Here is an 18010-nt window from a genome sequence, read left to right as displayed (position 1 = left end):
AAGGAGCATTTCTTTCCCCCATGGGGATGCAGGCCCTGGTCAATCTTCTGGCTCGACGCCCCCGGCGCCGTTCCGGCGGGCCCGACCCCGGACGGCGGAACCTGTTGCGGGCGGGGCTGGGCGCCCTGGGCGGGATGGCAGCAGCCTCCCTGGCCCCGGCGCTGCGGGCGGTGGCCGCGCCGGGCTCGGAGGGACATTCCCTCGGACACCCCCACGCCAACCTGACGGTGGGAGAGGTGAACCTCCGTCGGGTAGGCTTTGACCCGTTGGCGTTCCTCACCACCTGGGACCGGGGCGTCGTCCGGCGCCTGCCCGACGGTCGGGTCCTGCGGGAGTTCAAGATCGTCGCCTACGACCGCGAGATCGAGATCGCCCCGGGGCTGCTGTTCCCCGCCTGGACGTTCAACGGCACCGTGCCCGGCCCCACCCTGCGCGCCACCGAGGGGGACCGGGTGCGGGTGCACTTCATCAACGCCGGCACCCACCCCCACACCATGCACTTCCACGGCATTCACACCGCCGAGATGGACGGGGTGCCCGGCGTCGGGCCGGGGGAGATCCGCCCCGGCGGCTCCTTCACCTACGAGTTCGACGCCATCCCCTTCGGCCTGCACCTGTACCACTGCCACGCCCTGCCGCTGAAGCGCCACATCCACAAAGGGCTGTACGGCGTGTTCATCGTGGACCCCCGGCAGGGGCGGCCTCCGGCCCGGGAGCTGGTCATGGTGATGAATGCCTTTGACACCAACTTCGACGGCGAGAACGAGGTGTACGCCGCCAACACGGTGGCCTTCTACTACGCCCGTCACCCGATCCGGGTGCGCCGCGGCGAGCTGGTCCGCATCTACCTGGTGAACATGACCGAGTTCGACCCCATCAACTCCATCCACATCCACGGCAACTTCTTCCACGTGTACCGGACGGGCACGTCGCTGACCACCGCCGAGTACACCGACACCATCATGCTCTGCCAGGCCGAGCGGGCCATCCTGGAACTGCGCTTTCCCTACCCCGGCCGGTACATGTTCCACGCCCACCAGAGCGAGTTCACCGAGCTGGGGTGGATGGGGATGTTCGAGGTGACCGATGGCGACGTCTGAGGACCGCCCCCCGGAGCCGGCGGCCGGAGGGCGGGCGCTGCGGCGGTGGGCGTGGGGCATCCTGCCCCTGGTCCTGCTGGCCGTCCTGGTGGGGGTGTTCCTGCGGGTGGGCGTGCGGGGGGTGTTTCAGACCGCCGTGCCGCCGGTGGAGGAGTTGGCCATCGAGCGAGTGGTCCTGCGGCCGGGGACCATCGTGATCCACCTGGTCAACAGCGGCCCCCAGCCTGTCACCGTCAGCCAGGCCCTGGTGGACGAGGCCTACTGGCAGTTCACCATCTCGCCGGATGCCACCATCCCGCGGCTGGGGCGCGCCACCGTCACCCTCGCCTATCCGTGGGTGGAGGGCGAGAGTCACCGCCTGCGGGTGCTGAGCTCCACGGGCGTGGTCTTCGAGCGCACCATCGAGGTCGCCACCCCCACCCCCACGCCCGACGCCCGCTACCTGACCACCTTCACCCTCCTGGGGACCTACGTGGGGGTGGTCCCGGTGGCCCTGGGGCTGCTGTGGCTGCCGTTTCTGCGGGAACTGCCCGAGCGCTGGATGGGGTTCTTCCTGAGCCTGACCGCCGGATTGCTGCTGTTCCTGGGCGCGGACGCCGTCGCCGAAGCCCTGGACCTGGCCGCGTCCGTGCCGTCCGCCTTCCAGGGCGTCGGGCTGGTCCTGCTGGGGGTGGTGGGGGCGGCGGTGATCCTGGCGGCGGTGGGGCGGCGGGTGGCGGGGGAGGGGCTCTCCCGTCGGCTGGCCCTGGCCACCTTCGTCGCCCTGGGAATCGGCCTGCACAACCTGGGCGAGGGGCTGGCGATCGGCGCGGCGTACGGCGCCGGCAAGGTCGCGCTGGGCACGTTTCTGATCCTGGGGTTCGCCGTCCACAACACCACCGAGGGGCTGGCCATCGTGGCCCCGGTCTCCCGGGATCCCCTGCGCCTGCGCACCCTCGCGTGGTGGGGCGCCCTGGCCGGAGCCCCCACCATCGCGGGGGCGTGGGTGGGCGGCCTGGCCTACTCGCCGGTCCTGGGCACCCTGTTCCTGGCCGTGGGAGCGGGCGCCATCTTCCAGGTGGTGTATGAGATCATCCGGCTGATGGGCGGCGGGCGCGCGTCCGCCGGCTACCAGGTCGCCGGGTTCGTCGCCGGCCTGCTCGTCATGTACCTCACGGGCCTGCTGGTGGCGGTGTGAGGAGTCCGGCGGGGGCCCGGTCCGGGAGGGGTCGGCGATGCTGACCCAGGCGGTGCAGGACTACCTCAAGGCCATCTACAAGATGCGCCGGGACGGCGAGGTGACGACCTGCGATCTCGCCCGCCGGCTGCGGGTGGCCCCCGCGTCGGCGACCCTCATGGTCAAGAAGCTGGCCCGCCTGGGGCTGGTGGAGCACACCCCGTATCGGGGTGTGCGCCTCACTCCGGGAGGCGAGCGGGCGGCGCTGGAGGTGATCCGCCACCACCGGCTGCTGGAACTGCTGCTGGCGCGGCTCGGGGTGGCGCTGGACCGGGTGGACGCGGAGGCCGAGCGGTTGGAGCACGCGATCTCCGAGGAACTCGAAGAGCACATCGCGCGGTCCCTGGGCGAGCCCACCCACGATCCCCACGGCGACCCGATCCCGACCCGCGAGGGCGCGCTGCGCGACGAGCACCACCCGCTGCTGGCCGATCTGGCCGCGGGGCGGCGGGGCGTGGTGGCGCGCGTCAGCGACCGCGACCCGGCGATCCTGCGGTCGCTGGCCCAGCAGGGGCTGCTGCCCGGAGCGGCGGTGCGGGTGGAGAAGGTGGACGCCGACGGGTGGGTGGAGGTGCGCGTCGGCCGCGCCCGCGCCCGGGTGGGTCCGGAGCAGGCCCGCGCTGTCTACGTGATGGCGGCGCCGCCCCGACCCGCGGTCCCCGCCGGGTCCTGAGGTGTCGCCGCGCGCTCCCGCCGTTTGACATGCCCGGGGCGGGTCGCTATACTCTCCACAAATCATCTGGATGGGTGCCACGGCCGCGCCGGAGCGCGGCGCCTTCGGGCCCTCCCTGATGCGCGAACGCACCGCCACGTCGCAGCACCCACGCAGGAGCGCACCCGGCCGCCATGGCGCCACCTGAGTACGCGGTGAGGAGAGACGGAACCGACAGGCCCGGCGAGACCTCGCTGGGCCTGTGCGTTTGCCGGCCGCCGCGGCGCCGGGGAGGGACTGGCGGCGCGGAAGCGCGGGCATGGACACAGGCACCGGCGCCCGGCGGGCCGGCGGAGCGGGAGCGTGAGGCCAGATGAACACGGTGTACGAGTACCTGCAGGAGGCGCGCCACGACCGGCGGCTGCGCCGGACCACCCACCACTACATCTCCGACATGATCGAGTACTACGGCCGGGACCGGGTGTTCGAGGGAATCTACGGCATGGAAAAGCAGCTGGATGCCATCGTGGCCTACTTCCGGGCGCACTCGCTGTCCATGGAGCGCCGCCTGCTGCTGCTGGTGGGCCCGCAGGGGTCCGGCAAATCCATGACGGTGGACCACCTCAAGCGCAAGCTGGAGGAATACTCGCGCACCGCCGACGGGGCCCTGTACGCCGTGGCCGGGTGCCCCTTCCACCAGCACCCCTTCGACCTGGTGCCGCCGGAGGTGCGGGAGGACTACCACATTGCCTGGCATGAGGAGGCGGTCCCCTGCCCGGTGTGCGACCGGCTGATCGCCCGCCACGGCGGGTGGAAGCGGGTGCCGGTGGAGCGCATCTACATCTCCGCCCGGGACAAGGTCGGCGTGGCCAAGCACACCCCCACCGACCTGCGGCGGGAAGACATCACCAACTTCGTGGGCAACATCAACTTCGCCATGCTCAAGGAGCGCGGGTCCACCTACGACCCCGAGGCCTATGACTTTGAGGGAAAGATCATCTGGGCCAACCGGGGGATCCTGGACTGGACCGAGGTCTTCAAGAGCCGCCGCCAGCTCCTGTCCCTGCTGCTGGAGCTGATCCAGTCCAAGCGCATCGACCTGGCCAACTTCCCCACGGTGCACGTGGACGAGGTGGTCATCGGGCACAGCAACTATCCCGAGTACCTGGTGTTCGTGTCCGAGGACATCATGGAGCCTCTGCGGGGGCGCATCCACAAGATCGACTTCCCCTACAACGTGGACCTGGAGGGCGAGAAGAAGATCTACAAGACCCTCATCGAGCGGGCGAACCGCATCCGGGGAGAGGAAAAGCACGTTCCCGAAGACGTCTACGAGCTGGCGGCGCGGTACGCCCTCAAGACGCGGGAGGACTCCCAGGGGCTGCGGGGCCTGTCCCCGCGGTTCTTCGAGGACGCCTTCTCCTACGCCTACACCCTGGCCGGCCGGTGCATCGACCTGGACACCATCTCGGCGGCCATCGAGCGGACCTTCGAGCACCAGTCCATGAAGGACCTGAACCTCAAGGAGCTGCTCAAGCAGTTCGAGGAGACCAAGGCCGAGTTCATCAACCGCAAGGTGGACCTCATCGTGGAGGAGATCGTCCCCACCCACTTCTACGACTACGGCCAGAACCTGTACCTGAACTACCTGGAGGCGGCGTCCCGCAACGTGGCCGGCGAGCCCCTGTCTCCCACCGAGAAGGAGCTGGTGGAGGAGGTGGAGGGGATCATGGTGGCCAAGCGGCAGATCAGCCGCCAGGGCCGGGTGGCCTTCGAGAACGTGCTGCTGGAGCGCAAGGCCGAGCTGGCGCGCATGAGCTACCGGGACAACGAGCACCTCCGGTCGGCCATCAACGAGATCGTCTTCAACAAGATCAAGAACCTCCTGCGCCTGTACGAGAAGAGCGAGGAGCTGGACCACACCGGGCAGGAGCTGCTGGGGCTGCTGTACCGCAGCGCCGTGGCCCAGTACGGGTACTGCGAGGTGTGCGCGCGCTCACTGTTCAAGGTGCTGGGGCGCAGCGTGTAGGAGGGTGCGGGGTGAGGATTCACCGGGGGCGCATCGCCCAGTACAAGCACGACCAGCTGCTGCGGGAGTACCTCAAGCAGCACCTCCACGAGCTCATCCAGCAGAAGGAACTCATCGTGGACGGCAAGGTCAAGACCCCCATCACCACCCTGGACCTGCCGCGGCTCAAGTACGGGGAGGACTCCCCGGTGCTGGCCCGCGGCTCGGGCCAGGGCGGGCGGGGCGGCGGCGCCGGCGGAGGCGGCGCGGCGGGAGGGGACGACGAGATCCAGGTCCTGGGGGGCCTGCTGGGGGGCGACCACCACGGGCGCGAGGTGCGGGTGGAGCTGGACTTCGACGAGTTCGTCCGCCTGGCCCAGGAAGTCCTGCTGGAGGAGATCCAGCTGCCGGTGTTCCACGAGCCGTCCCGCTCGGGCGAGGTGCGCGCCGACGCCCTGCCGGAGCTGGACGACCTGGACCGGATCGGCCTGCGGCCCGACCTGAACCTGGAGGAGACCATGCTCCACGCGCTGCTGCGCAACATCCGGGAGCGGGGGCGGGCGGAGTTCGATGTGGAGCTGGCCCAGGACGGGTGGTACTTCGTGGAGGACCCCGCCGCCTACGAGAACCACCGGTCGGTGGAGGTGTACGTGCTGGACATCTCGGGCTCGATGCGCGGCGAGTACCTGGCTCTGGTGCGCAAGACCATCTTCGTCCTGTGGTACTATCTGGAGCGCCGCTATCCGACCAACCTGCGGCGGTATGTGGTGTTCCAGGACGTGGCCGAGGAGAAGACCCGGGACGAGTTCTTCTGCGTCGAGAGCAGCGGCGGGACCCACATCTCCTCCGGGTTCGAGAAGGCCATGGAGCTGCTGCAGGGGGTGACGGAGCACGATCGGTTCCTGTTCCTGTTCACCGACGGCGAGACCAGCAGCGGCGACTTCGACCTGGCCAAACGCCGGTTCGAGGAGGCCCTGGGCCGATTCGACCTGGTGTGCTACGGGCACGTGAACCCCGGAGGGCGGGGGGTAGGCGGGTTCTCCGAGTTCGTCCAGGATGCGTCGCGCCGCCTCCCGCGGGTGGTGTTCGCCAACCTGACCGACGCCGAGGCCATCCGCTCCACCCTCGGGCAGTTCCTCACCTGCCTGCGCCGGGAGCGGCCGGGAGGCCAGCCGTGGACGCCTACCGCGCCATCATCGAGCGCATAGACACCCTCGCCCGGCAGCGCGGGCTGTCCTTCGATCCGGTCTACTTCCGCCTCACCGACAGCGACGAGATCGCGGAAGTGGCCAGCATGGGCCTGCCCAACCGGTTCATCCACTGGTACTGGGGCGGCGCCTACAAGGAGCTGGTGGTCCAGCAGAACAAGGAACTGTTCAGCATCCTGGAGCTGGTCCTGAATACCCGCCCCTCCTATGCCTTCCTGCGGCGCGCCAACACCTACCTGCAGAACGTGCTGGTCATCGCCCACGTATTCGGCCATGTGGACTTCTTCCGGAACAACCACTGGTTCGCCAAATCCAACAAGAACATGCTCAACGAGGCGGAGCGCCACGCCCGGCAGATCCGCAAGTATGAGGCCCAGTACGGGCGGGAGAAGGTGGAGGAGCTGCTGGACGCCCTGCTCACCGTGGCGGGCACCGTCAACGCCTTCGAGCGCAATCCCGCCGAGCGCCGCAAGCGGCTGATCTACTACCTGGAAGAGAAGGCGCCCCTGGACCCCTGGGAGCACCACGTCCTGCAGATGATCCGGGAGGAGTCCGAGTACTTCGACCTCATCCAGCGGACCCACATCACCAACGAGGGGTGGGCCACCTTCATCGAGGCGGAACTGTTGCGGGACATCCTGGACACGCCCGCCTGGGCCACCCTGAGCGTCCAGCTGTCCAACCGGCCGGCCCCCTACACCATCGGCTACGCCCTGTTCCGGCGGGTCACGCGCGAGCGGGGGTTCGAGGCGGCGCTGGAGATCCGCGCCTACTACGAGGACATCCGGTTCATCGACGAGGTCCTCACCGACGACCTGGTGCGCCGGCTGGACCTGTTCGTCTACGATCCCAAGGACCGCCAGAAGAGCTACGACCTGCAGCAGGTCAAGGACATGCTCATCGCCCAGAAGCTGTACAAGGGCGAGCCCCACCTCGAGGTGGACCCCGCCTCCACCCCCCGGGAGCTGGTCCTGGTCCACCCCGAGGAGGACCGGCGGCTGGACCCCAAGCGGGTGGGGCTGTTCCTGCGCGCCGTGCACAGCCTGTGGCGCAACCCGGTGAAGCTGCGGACGGCGGGCAAGGTGTACGCCTACGACCGGCGGGGGCTCAGCACGGCGTGACGGCCGGCGGCGCGGGCCCGCGGCCCCGCGGCGTCCCCCTCCGGGTGGGAGGCGGGGGGCCGTTCACCACATGGTGAGCCCGCCGTCCACCACCAGTGTCTGCCCGGTGATGTAGCTGGCCCGGGGCGAGGCCAGGAAGACCACGGCCTGGGCGACTTCCTCGGGCTCCGCAAACCGGCCCACCGGAATCCGCCGGACGATCCTCTCGCGCTCCTCGACGCTGAGGTCCGCGTGCATGGCGGTCTCGGTATAGCCCGGGGCGACGGCGTTGACCCGCACCCGCGGGGCCAGCGCCCGCGCCAGGGTCTTGGTGAGGGCGATCAGCCCGCCCTTGCTGGCGGCGTAGGCGGGGGCGCTGCCGCCGGTCAGCCCCCGGATGCTGGCCACGTTGACGATGGCGCCCCCGGACTCCCGCAACGCGGGGGCGGCCGCCTGGCTGCAGGCGAAGGCGCCGGTCAGGTTGGTGGCCAGCACCGCCTCCCAGTCGGCGATGCTCACCTGCTCCAACGCGGCCCGGATGGTGATCCCGGCATTGTTGACCAGGACGTCCAGACGTCCCCACCGCTCCAGGACCGTGGCCACCAGCCCGGCCGCGTCCTCCGGACGGGAGACGTCGGCCCGCAGGGCCACGGCGCGCCGCCCCGACCGGCGCAGGGCGTCGGCCACGGCTTCGGCCTCGGCGGCGTGATGCGCGTAGGCCACCGCCACCGCGGCCCCCTCCCGGGCCAGCGCGGCCGCGATGGCCCGGCCGATCCCGCGGCCGCCCCCGGTGACGATGGCGGTCTTGCCGATGAACTCCACACTGGCTGGATTGACCGCCGGACGCGCGCAGTCCTACCGGGCGCGGGATGCGACGCACGGGCCCGGGCCGCGCACAGGCGGGCAGGAGATGTGCCGGAGCGGCCGGGGCGCCCTAGTGGACGGTGCCCTTGAAGTCGGAGGGCTTGACCTTCTCCAGGAACTTGCGGAACTCTTCCATCTCCTGGTCCAGCGGCTTCTTGAGGGCGATGGCCTGTTCGGCCACCTGGGGGGTGACGAAGATGGGAGCGTCCGTCCGCAGGGCCAGGGCGATGGCATCGCTGGGCCGGGAGTCCACCACGACCGGCGAGCCGTTGGCCGCCAGGTGGATTTCGGCAAAGTAGGTGCTGTCCCGGACCTCGGTGACCACCACGCGGGTGACGATGGCCGACAGAGCCTTGAGGATGGAACGCAGCAGGTCGTGGGTCATCGGGCGCGGAGGCTTCACGCCCTGCAGCTCCATGGCAATGGCCGTGGCTTCGGCCTGCCCGATCCAGATGGGCAGCGCCATGGTCTCCGCCTGGTCGACCAGCAGCACGACGGGGTTCATCTGCTGGTCGAGGGCGACACCGCGGACCTTCATGAGGACCACAGGAAAGCCTCCCTCGCCGCGTTCATTATACCCGCTGCTTCCGGCAGCGTCAAAAGCCGCGGCCGGCGCTGCCGGTGAGGCTGTATTAACCCTATGCCCGCCCTCTTCCTCCTCTAGCCCCTCCACAGCGTACTCGGGGATCCGCACGATCGTGTCACAAGGCGTGCCGGGGGCCCGCGGGGAATGACCGTCTTGTGGGGTGGGACGGCATTCGCCTGGCGGCGGCGGTGACCGCGGGCCGGCTGGCCGCATCCCTCAGCCGGCGGCTGCGCCTGGGGGGCGGGACGACCATGCCGGGGCGCGTCGCCCGCGCCCTGCATCCCCAGGTGGTCTCCCGGCTGGCCGCCGGCCTCCGCCGCGGGTGCGTGGTGGTCACCGGGACCAACGGCAAGACCACCACCGCCCGCCTGATTGGCCACATCCTCGCCCGGGCGGGGATCCCGGCGGCGCACAACCGCGCCGGCGCCAACCTGGCCGCGGGGATCGTCGCCGCCCTGGTGGAGCGCTCCGGCTGGACGGGCCGGCCGCGGGTGGACGCCGGCATCTTCGAAGTGGACGAGGCCACGGTTCCCCTGGTGTGGGCGCCGCTGCGGCCGCGGGTCGCCGTGCTGTGCAACCTGTTCCGCGACCAGCTGGACCGCTACGGCGAGATCGACCTGGTGTCATCCCGGTGGCGGACGGCGCTGGCGCAGGACCCCGGGGAGGCGGTGGTGGTCTACAACGCCGACGACCCGCTGGTGGCCGACGTGGGGCGGACCCTCCCCCGGCAGGTTCCCTTCGGGATCGCCGACGCCTCCTGCGGGGCGGGCACTCTGGAGCATGCGGCCGATGCCCGCTACTGCTACCGCTGCGGGCAGCCCTACCAGTACGCGGCGGTCTACTTCGGCCACATGGGCCAGTACCGCTGTCCCCGATGCGGCGTGCGGCGGCCGGAGCCGGTGGTGGCGGCCCGGGACGTGGACCTGGAGGGCCTGCGGGGGACGGCGTTCACCCTGTCCACGCCCGCGGGGGAGCGGCGGGTGCGGACGGTGCTGCCGGGCCTGTACAACGTGCACAACGTGCTGGCCGCGGCGGCGGCCTGCCTGCAGCTGGGAGTGCCCCTGGAGCAGATCGCCGCGGCCGTGGAGGAGTTCCGGCCGGCCTTTGGCCGGGCCGAGCGGGTGCGGGTGAACGGCCGGGAGGCCGTGCTGCTGCTGGCGAAGAACCCCGCGGGGTTCAACGAGGTCCTGCGGACCGTGCTGCACCCCCAGTCGGTGAGCGGGGGACAGCCTGTCTTGCTGGTGGCCATCAACGACCTGACCGCCGACGGCCGGGACGTGTCCTGGCTGTGGGACACGGACGTCGAGATGCTGGCCGGTCGGGTGGGGAGGGTGGTCGTCAGCGGGCTGCGGGCCTACGACATGGCGGTCCGCCTGAAGTACGCCGGCCTCCCTGCCGGGTCCCTGCGGGTGCAGCCCGATCTGGCTGCGGCCTGGGAGGAGGCCGTGGCAGCCGCCGACGGCCCCGTTTACGCGTTGCTGACCTACACCGCCTTGCTGAACCTGCGGGAGATCCTCCGCCGGCGGGGGCTGGTGCGGGGGTTCTGGGAAGACTAGGCCGCTGCTATAGTGGTCCCGGCATGGATCTGCGGATCTGCCACCTGTATCCGGACCTGCTCAACCTCTACGGGGACCGGGGCAACCTGACGGTCCTGGTCACCCGGGCGCGCTGGCGGGGGATCGTCGTCGCCGTGGACGCGGTGGGGATCGGCGACCCGCTGCCGGTGGGGCGGCACGACCTGTACCTCATCGGCGGGGGCGAGGACCGCCAGCAGCGCCTGGCCGCCGCCGACCTGACCACGCGCAAGGCCGACGCGCTGCGGGAGGCCGCCGGGCGGGGGGCCGTCGTCCTGGCCATCTGCGGGGGGTACCAGCTGCTGGGCCACTCGTACCGCCCCGCCGCCGGCGAGGAGCTGGTCGGCGTCGGCCTGCTGGACGTGGTGACCGTGCACCCGGGCCCGCAGGCCAGGCGTCTGATCGGCAACGTGGTGGTCCGGTGCCCGCTGCTGGGAGGCGCGGCCCTGGTGGGGTTTGAGAACCACGGGGGCCGCACGTACCTGGGCCCGGGTGCCGCCCCGCTGGGCCGGGTGGTCGTGGGTTCCGGCAACAACGGCGAGGACGGTACCGAGGGCGCGGTGTCCGGGCACGTGTACGGCACCTACCTGCACGGACCGCTGCTGCCCCGCAATCCGGCGTTCGCCGACCACCTGCTCGCGGCGGCCCTGCGGGTGCGCCACGGGGATGTGTCCCTGGCGCCCCTGACCGACGATCTGGAGGCCGCGGCACACGCTGCCGGGGTGGCCCGGGCGACGGGCACGCGTCCCTGATGACCTCCTCCCGGACCATCCGCGGGACCGTCCTGCGGGTCACGCTGGTGGTCGCCCTGACCGAGCTGGGTTTTGCCACGGTCGTCCCCCTGCTGCCCCTGCACCTGACCGAGCACCTGGGAGCCAGCGTGCGCCTGGTGGGGGTGGTGGTGGCCACGTTTGCGCTGGTGGAAACCGTCTTCAAGGCCGCCTGGGGATCGGCGGCCGACCGCCTGGGCCGGCGGCCGCTGATCGTCGCGGGGCTGCTGCTGGGCAGCGTGGCGCCCCTGGTGATGTCGGTCCTGCGCCGGCCGCTGTGGTTTGTGCCCCTGCGGGTGGTGGACGGCATCGGGTCCTCCGCGGTGTGGCCGGCGGCCACCGCCATCGTCGCCGACGTCACCCCGCCCGACCGCCGGGCCACCGCCATGGGCGCGGTGAACATGGGGTTCCTGGCGGGCCTGGCGTGCGGCCCGGCGCTGGGGCTGTTCGTGGCCGGCCTGGCGGGATCGTACCGGTGGGGGTTCTACCTGGCCAGCGCCCTGCTGATGGGAGCGGCGGTGCTGGCGCTGGTCGCCCTGAATGGCACGGATCGCCGGAGCGACGGTCTGCCGCCGCTGACGGCGGTGGGGTACCATGGCACGATGCCCCCGCCGCGGCTCGCGGACGTGGTGGGCGAGGTGCGGTTGTCGCCGGCGCTGGTGGCGATGCTGGGGGCGGCGTTCGTGCAGATGTTCAGCGCCGGGCTGCTGGCCCCCATCCTCGCCATCTACGCCCGGCGCGTGGTGGGCCTGTCCGAACACGCCATCGGCGCGCTGTTCCTGCTCGTGGTCCTGGCGGTGGCGGCGGCGTCGGTGCCCGCCGGGCGCCTGGCGGACCGCTGGGGCAAGCGCCGCGTGGTCCTGTGGGGCATGGGCATCGGCGCCGCAGGCATGTGGCTCCTGCCGCTTTCCACCCGCCTGCCCGTCCTGGCCGCTGCGGCGGCGCTGCTGGGGGTAGGGTATACGATCGCCACGCCCGCCTACCACGCGCTGGTCAGCCAGCTGGCGCCCCCCGGTCGGGTGGGGCTGGCGATGGGCGCGTCGCAGACCGCCGAAGGTCTGGGGCTGGTGCTGGGGCCGCTGCTGGGCGGGCTGCTGTGGGACGTCGCCGGCTACCGTGCGCCGTTTCTGGCCAGCGCCGCACTGCTGACGGCGGGGACGGCAGGGCTGGGCGCTACCCTCCGCCGGATGCGGGGCGCACCGGTCGGGACGCCCACACGGCGCTGAGGACCATCAGCCCCCCCACCGCCTGGGCCGGAGTCAGGGGTTCGTGCAGGAGAAGGACTCCCAGCACGGCGGCGACCACCGGCTCCAGGGTGGCGATGAGGCTGGCCCGGCCGGGTTCGAGCACGCGCAGTCCGGCCAGGTACAGCAGCTGCGGAGCCGCCGTCGCCGCCACCGCGAGGTACGCGAGGGCCGCCCACGCCTGGGGGGGATGGTCGGTACCGATCTGCCCCGCGGCAGCCGCCGCCGTCCCCAGCGTCACCGCTCCGACACCCAGACCGTAGGTGAGGGTGGGCATCGGGGGGTACCGGGAGAGGGCGATCTTGCCCAGGATGCTGTAGAGGGCATACGTCAGCCCCGCCGCCAGCCCGGCCAGCGCCCCGCGCACGGGCACCCGCAGGGTGGACAGGTGTCCGCCGCTCACCACCAGCGCGCATCCCGCGAATGCCAGCGCCACCGCGGCCGCCCTGCGGGCGGTGAGGCGCTCGCCGAACACCGCCGCCGACAGCAGGACCACGAACGCCGGCGCGGTGTACAGCAGCAGCGCAGCGGTCGCCACCGAGGTTTCCCTGATGGCGTACAGGTACACGAAGAAGAAGGCGGCAAAGCTGACCAGTCCGAAGACGGCGAACAGCGGCAGGTCGGAAGTCCGCACCCGCAGCTGCCGCGGATGCGCGCGGGCGGTCAGCGCCAGCAGAACGACGAAGGCCATCGCCGCCCGGTAGAAGGCCGCCTCCAGGGGCTGCACGCCGGCCGCAAAGGCCACCCGGCCGGCCATGCCCAGGCTGCCCCACAGGACCGCCGCGGCCGCCACCAGCGCGGGGCCCCGGCGGTCGGCCGGAACGACCGGACCGACCGGGCTCATCGGGCCGGGGGAGGCTCCTCGATGAACAGTTCGTTCTGACGCTGGAAGCCGTTGAGCAGCAACCGCAGGTAGGGGCTGTCGTACTGGCTCCGATACGCCTGCAGCGCGAGGTGCTTGGCGGCCAGCAGGTCCGGGGACAGCGGGTACGACGCCCACCGCACGGCATCCCGCAGGCGGGGCGGAGGCAGCAGCGGGCGGTTCGGCGCGTACCGCAGCGGCCGGGGGAAGTCGGGGGCGTGGATGAGCACCCCGTAGCGGCGGGGTCGGCTCAGGCCCGCGGCGGCCGCACGGTCCAGCGCCAGCGTCACAAAGGTGTGCACGGCCTGGTGGTCCGGATGCTCATCCGCGAGCGCGTGGGTGATGACCACGGTGGGCCGCACCCGGAGGGTCACCTCGGCCAGCACATCCACCAGGTCTTCGCCGGTGTAGGGGGAGCCGGGGCGGTAGGCGTGACCGTAGGGAGACGCGGACACCCGGGTGAACGGCGAGGTGTACGGGCGGCCGCGGTCCCAGTGGTCGGTGAGGAGCCTGTCCAGGCCGCGGTCGGGATAGCCCAGGAAGACCACGGAGCCGGCGGGCACCCCCAGGCGCTGGAGGGCCAGCAGCGACTCCCGCTGCCGGAGGCGTCCCTCGCGCAGATAGTCGGCGGGCCGCGGGCGCGGCCGCCGGCCCAGGAGCGCCGCCGACAGCCGGTTTCCGTCGCCGTTGGTGACGATCACCACCGTCACGGCGGCACCGGCCCGCCGGGCGGCGGCCATATAGCCGCCCGCGCCCAGCGTCTCGTCGTCGCTGTGGGCGGCCACCACCAGGACGCGGTCGGTGGGCCGCGGCGAGGGCACCTGGCCCAGGTGGGCCGCCGACGTCGGCCCCGCGAACAGTCCCCACAGCACGTGCACCATGACCACCACCACCGCCACCGCCGGACCGACCCGGCGCGCCGTCGCCGCGCGGCGCACCACCGGAGAGGGCAGCGCAATCTCCTCCGCCGCCCGCAGCTTCGCCCGGTAGCCCCTGACCAGCCCGTACTTGTCTTCCTTGCGCCGGTGGGACACGCCATCCAGGACGATGTCGGCCACTTGCCACCGGCCCCGCCGCGCCAGCCCGTTGAGGAAGCGCTCCAGTCCGAAGCCCACCCGCTGGAGGTGCGGGTGGGCCAGCAGGACCCAGGTCGGAAGAGCCCGCTGTCCGCTGAGGCCGGGCAGGACCGCCTGCAGCCGGTCCCCACCCAGGGTCCCGACGACCATGTCGGCTTCCCCGGTCAGCACGGGGGAGGCCAGGGCATCCACGTGGTCCGGGCGCAGGCCGAGCAGATCGGCATCCAGCAGCACCGTGACCGCGTGGTGCGCCCGGGCCGCCCCGGCCAGCACGGCCCCGGCCTTGCCCACGGTCCGGGAAAGCTCCACCACCACGTCGGCGCCGGCCCGCCGGGCGGCCTGAGCCGTGCCGTCGGAGGACCCGTCGGACACCACGATCACTTCCGCCACATGCGACGCCGCCCGGGCCGCCCGGACGACCTCGCCGATGGTGGGTTCCTCGTTCAGGGCGGCGATGACCACCGAGGCCTTCATCGGCGCACCCCGGGGCGTCCGGCCAGCGCGTACCACCCGTCGCCCACCCGCCGGTGGCTGATGACCTGCAGCCCACGGCCCCGCAGGCGCTGCACCACGGCGGCCCGCAGCCAGTCCGGCAGGGTCCCGGCGGACGAGAAGGCCACGACCAGGCGGCCACCCGCGGCCACGACCCGGGCGAGCTCGCCGATGGGCGGGGGCGCGTTGTGCTGCACTACCAGGTCGAACGCGCCGTCGGCAAACGGCAACCGGCCGGCGTCGGCACACACCAGCCCGAGTCCGGGCAGGCGCCCCCGGGCGCGGAGCAGCATGGGCAGCGACTGATCGCACGCCACCACCGACGCCGCCGGAAACCGCCGCGCCAGGGCTGAGGCGGCAAATCCCGTGCCGGTGCTCACGTCCAGAATCCGCCGCGGCGAGACATCCACCACCGACAACGCGTCGTCCAGCGCGATCCCGTAGTGGGGGCAGCAGGCGATGTGCGCATCGTAGCCCGCCGCCAGACGGGCGTAACGACGCCGGCTCCACCGGGCGGCCAGGACGTGCACGGCGGGGACATCGGCCAGCGCCAGCAGCAGGTAGCCCAGGTCGGTGGCCGCGGCGGCGATCATGGGTCACGCCCATTATACTCTTCTCTCCCCCGGAGGCGGAGGGCCCACAAGGTGTGGACGGGCGCGGGAGGGGGAACTGCCGCGCCGTCGGCGTCGCTGTAAGGGGTGGAGGGGGAGGAGAGGAGGGAGGAGACATGATCCGCGCAAGTGGTATGCTGGGCGCCGTGGCCATGATCCTGGCGGCGGCTGCGGTGTGGGCCGGGATTCCGCCGGCGGCGCAGGCGGCGACGGCCGCGCCGGCACCGTTCAGCATCCAGGCGAAGGTCCTGCAGGTGGGGAGGGGCTGGGTGCAGGTGCAGGTCCTGAAGGTGACGGCGGGGACGCTGAAGGTCAACGCCCGACTGCGGATCCTCGAGACGGCGAAGACGAGGTACCTCCGGGCGGGCCAGGCGGCATCGGCCAAGGACCTGAAGGTCGGGGAGACCGTGGAGGTGGTCGGGACGGTCGTCCGCAGCGGGAAGACCACGACCTACCAGGCGACCACGGTCAGCATCGTGCGGTGAGCGGACGGGACGGTTGACGGACGCGGGAGACACGTCCGCGCCCGGTCGCCATGTCGGATGTGCCCGGGGAACTGGCAGCGCCCGTGGACGCCGGCGATCGCGTGGCGGCGAGCCCGGAGGCATCCCGAGAGGCCTTCGCGGCCTTGCTGACTGCCTGCTGGGACCGCGCCTACCGGCTCGCGTACCACCTTACCGGCCGCCGGCCGGATGCGGAGGACCTGCTTCAGCAGGCCGTCGAGGAGGCCTGGCGCGCCTTTGGGCGTTTCCAGCCCGGCACGCGGTTTGACAGCTGGTTATTCCGCATCATCCACAACTCGTACATAGACCGCGTGCGCCGCGACCGGCGCCGGCGGATGTTCTCGCTGGACGACTTGACGGCGGAACGGGCCGGCACCTCCGACGACCCCGCCGCGGCGGCGGACGGGCTGCTGGACGGTCCGGTCCTGCGGGCCCTGCAGCTGCTGCCGCCGCCGTTTCGCGCCGTGGTGGTGCTGGTGGATCTGGAGGGGCTGTCGTACGAAGAGGCCGCCGCCGTCCTGCGGTGTCCGGTCGGGACGGTGCGGTCGCGGCTGCACCGGGCCCGGCTGGCGCTGCGGGAGTGGCTGCGGCCCTACGTGGACGCCGTCAGGCGAGGTGGGCTGTGATGGGCCACCCCTCGGACCTGCTCTCGGGGTACCTGGACGGCGCGCTGTCGCCTGAGGACGCGGCGGGGGTGGCCGCCCACCTGGCGGAGTGCGCGGAATGCCGGGGGATCCTGGATGATCTCCAGGCGGTGAGGAGCCTGCTTCACGCTGTTCCCCATCGCGCCCCCCCTCCCTCGTTGCTTCCGCGCACTCTCGCCAGGCTGGATGTCCGACCCCGCTCCTCTCGCCGGCTCGGCCGGTGGCTGGCGGCCGCGGCCGCCGCGGCAGCGGCGGGATGGCTGCTGCTCCAGGTACGGGTCCTCCCCGCCCCCGACGCCGACCGGTCGGTCAGCGCCTGGTACGTCCACCAGCACGCCGTCTTTGCCGCCGCCCACCCCATGGCTGACCTCACCCTGGCGTACCTGGGGACCCTGCCGGACGAATTCCACCGGTTCCGCCGCGGCGAGGAGGGGCGGTGAGCGGCCATGCGGACGGCGTGGGGTCTGCTGCTGGTGGCGGCCGCGACGAGCCCGGCCCCGGCGTCCTCGGTACCTCCCGCGTTGCTGCGCGCGGTGGCCGCTCCCCGGCAGGTGGCCTACGCGGGCGAGCAGGTGGTGGCCACGTGGACCGGACGGGCGGTTCGCACGGTCCTGGTGAGGGTCGAGTACGACCCGGACGGGTGGACGCGTCTGGAGTACCGTCCCGTGGGAGGGTCGCGGGGGTGGGTCGTCCTGCGGCGGAGAGGAGAGCAGGTCCGGTATGATCCCGTCCGGCGCACGGGCGTCCGGACGGCGGCGCCGCTCCTGGCGGACGAAGACGAGGTGGAGGGCGGCCACATCGGCTGGCTTGTCGAGAACTACCGCGTGGAGGCCCGCCCGGTGACCTGGCTCGGCCGGTCGGCGACCGAGATTCGCCTGCGGCCGGTTCACGGCGACCGTCCGGAGCGGCGGATGATCGTGGACGACGGGACCGGCGTCGTCGTGCGCTCCGAGCGCCTGGCTGCCGGAGGCCTGCTGGGCGAGCTGACCGCGTTGGTCTCGTTTGACCTCCGTCCCCGGGGCTGGCGGGCGGGGGCCGGTCCTCCTCCCGACCTGCGCCTGACTGCGGGGCCGGCCGTCCGCGCCGTGACGCCTGGAGATGCCGCGCGGGCGCTGGGAGGACCTCCGGCGGCGGTATCGGTGCCTCCGGGATTTCACCCGGTGGGGACGTACCTGGCCGACGCGTCAGGCCCGGTCCTGCAGACCGTGTACTCCGACGGGGTCGCCACCCTGGTGGTGTACCAGCGCGCGGGACGCATCCCCCGGCCGCCCCGGGACAGCCGTCCTGTGCGGACCGGGAGAGGGGTGGTGTGGGTGCAGTCTCTGGGCCTGCGCACCCTGGCGCACTGGGCGTATGGTGGTCGTCTGCTGACCGCGGTGGGAGAGGTCGTGCCGTCCTCCCTGGTGGCGGCCGCCGGGAGGTCGGGGGTGGCCGCTGCGCCCCGCCTGTGGGACCACCTGCTGGCGTGGCTGTCCGACCTGGTCCGACAGCTGTGACGCT

At 72.2% G+C, this 18010-nt stretch carries 18 protein-coding genes; 13 read left to right on the top strand and 5 right to left on the bottom strand.

From position 1 onward, the window contains the following. Positions 1-26 precede the first annotated feature (26 nt). From RB150_02000 to RB150_01975, 6 genes are all read left to right on the top strand, one after another. Entirely contained in the window at positions 27-1100 is a 1074-nt protein-coding gene (locus RB150_02000) for a multicopper oxidase domain-containing protein (GenBank protein MDQ7819312.1), read from the top strand. After that, complete coding sequence (locus tag RB150_01995; GenBank protein MDQ7819311.1) at positions 1087-2277, top strand: ZIP family metal transporter; 1191 nt, start codon at positions 1087-1089, stop codon at positions 2275-2277. Before RB150_02000 ends, RB150_01995 begins: the two co-directional genes overlap by 14 nt. A gap of 37 nt (positions 2278-2314) precedes the next feature. Beyond that, positions 2315-2989 carry a metal-dependent transcriptional regulator gene (locus RB150_01990; GenBank protein ID MDQ7819310.1) on the top strand — a complete coding sequence of 225 codons (675 nt, stop codon included), beginning with the start codon at positions 2315-2317 and terminating at the stop codon, positions 2987-2989. 352 nt (positions 2990-3341) lie between these two features. Next, positions 3342-4997, top strand: coding sequence for a hypothetical protein (locus tag RB150_01985; GenBank protein MDQ7819309.1), 1656 nt, complete (start codon positions 3342-3344; stop codon positions 4995-4997). Positions 4998-5008: 11 nt separating this feature from the next. Beyond that, complete coding sequence (locus RB150_01980) at positions 5009-6184, top strand: DUF444 family protein (GenBank protein MDQ7819308.1); 1176 nt, start codon at positions 5009-5011, stop codon at positions 6182-6184. Next, a complete protein-coding gene (locus RB150_01975) occupies positions 6151-7305 on the top strand; it encodes a SpoVR family protein (GenBank protein MDQ7819307.1) in 1155 nt (384 codons plus the stop codon). Before RB150_01980 ends, RB150_01975 begins: the two co-directional genes overlap by 34 nt. A gap of 63 nt (positions 7306-7368) precedes the next feature. Here the strand turns inward: RB150_01975 and RB150_01970 are convergent, their stop codons facing one another. Both RB150_01970 and RB150_01965 read right to left on the bottom strand, forming a co-directional pair. Then, positions 7369-8106: a glucose 1-dehydrogenase gene (locus RB150_01970; protein MDQ7819306.1), complete on the bottom strand. Its 738-nt coding sequence runs from the start codon at positions 8104-8106 to the stop codon at positions 7369-7371. A gap of 112 nt (positions 8107-8218) precedes the next feature. Continuing rightward, complete coding sequence (locus RB150_01965; protein MDQ7819305.1) at positions 8219-8686, bottom strand: bifunctional nuclease family protein; 468 nt, start codon at positions 8684-8686, stop codon at positions 8219-8221. A gap of 203 nt (positions 8687-8889) precedes the next feature. Here RB150_01965 and RB150_01960 point away from each other — a divergent pair, with 203 nt between their 5' ends. From RB150_01960 to RB150_01950, 3 genes are read left to right on the top strand one after another with little or no spacing between them, the layout of a single operon-like run. After that, a complete protein-coding gene (locus tag RB150_01960) occupies positions 8890-10290 on the top strand; it encodes a MurT ligase domain-containing protein (GenBank protein MDQ7819304.1) in 1401 nt (466 codons plus the stop codon). A 23-nt stretch (positions 10291-10313) separates the two neighbouring features. Then, positions 10314-11060: a glutamine amidotransferase gene (locus RB150_01955; protein ID MDQ7819303.1), complete on the top strand. Its 747-nt coding sequence runs from the start codon at positions 10314-10316 to the stop codon at positions 11058-11060. Further along, positions 11060-12304: an MFS transporter gene (locus tag RB150_01950; GenBank protein ID MDQ7819302.1), complete on the top strand. Its 1245-nt coding sequence runs from the start codon at positions 11060-11062 to the stop codon at positions 12302-12304. Before RB150_01955 ends, RB150_01950 begins: the two co-directional genes overlap by 1 nt. Here the strand turns inward: RB150_01950 and RB150_01945 are convergent. The 3 genes from RB150_01945 to RB150_01935 are packed head-to-tail and all read right to left on the bottom strand — an operon-like array spanning position 12252 to position 15345. Continuing rightward, on the bottom strand, positions 12252-13166 hold the full coding sequence (locus RB150_01945) for an EamA family transporter (protein ID MDQ7819301.1): 915 nt from the start codon (positions 13164-13166) through the stop codon (positions 12252-12254). The genes RB150_01950 and RB150_01945 overlap by 53 nt on opposite strands. Beyond that, the gene (locus RB150_01940) at positions 13163-14734 is read right to left on the bottom strand and encodes a PIG-L family deacetylase (GenBank protein ID MDQ7819300.1); all 1572 of its coding nucleotides are present in this window, start codon (positions 14732-14734) and stop codon (positions 13163-13165) included. The genes RB150_01945 and RB150_01940 overlap by 4 nt, the downstream gene beginning before the upstream one ends. Further along, a complete protein-coding gene (locus tag RB150_01935; protein MDQ7819299.1) occupies positions 14731-15345 on the bottom strand; it encodes a methyltransferase domain-containing protein in 615 nt (204 codons plus the stop codon). The genes RB150_01940 and RB150_01935 overlap by 4 nt, the downstream gene beginning before the upstream one ends. A gap of 134 nt (positions 15346-15479) precedes the next feature. Between RB150_01935 and RB150_01930 the strand changes: the two genes are divergently transcribed. From RB150_01930 to RB150_01915, 4 genes are read left to right on the top strand one after another with little or no spacing between them, the layout of a single operon-like run. Next, complete coding sequence (locus RB150_01930) at positions 15480-15848, top strand: hypothetical protein (GenBank protein ID MDQ7819298.1); 369 nt, start codon at positions 15480-15482, stop codon at positions 15846-15848. A 50-nt stretch (positions 15849-15898) separates the two neighbouring features. After that, on the top strand, positions 15899-16492 hold the full coding sequence (locus RB150_01925) for a sigma-70 family RNA polymerase sigma factor (protein ID MDQ7819297.1): 594 nt from the start codon (positions 15899-15901) through the stop codon (positions 16490-16492). Beyond that, positions 16492-16950, top strand: coding sequence for a zf-HC2 domain-containing protein (locus RB150_01920; GenBank protein MDQ7819296.1), 459 nt, complete (start codon positions 16492-16494; stop codon positions 16948-16950). Before RB150_01925 ends, RB150_01920 begins: the two co-directional genes overlap by 1 nt. Positions 16951-16956: 6 nt before the next feature. Continuing rightward, on the top strand, positions 16957-18006 hold the full coding sequence (locus RB150_01915; protein ID MDQ7819295.1) for a hypothetical protein: 1050 nt from the start codon (positions 16957-16959) through the stop codon (positions 18004-18006). Positions 18007-18010 lie beyond the last annotated feature (4 nt).

The sequence above is a fragment of the Armatimonadota bacterium genome, from assembly GCA_031081675.1.
Lineage (GTDB): Bacteria > Sysuimicrobiota > Sysuimicrobiia > Sysuimicrobiales > Kaftiobacteriaceae > Calidihabitans > Calidihabitans tengchongensis.
The sequence above is the reverse complement of the archived record's forward strand: the minus strand, read 5'-3'. Positions and strand labels throughout refer to the sequence as shown.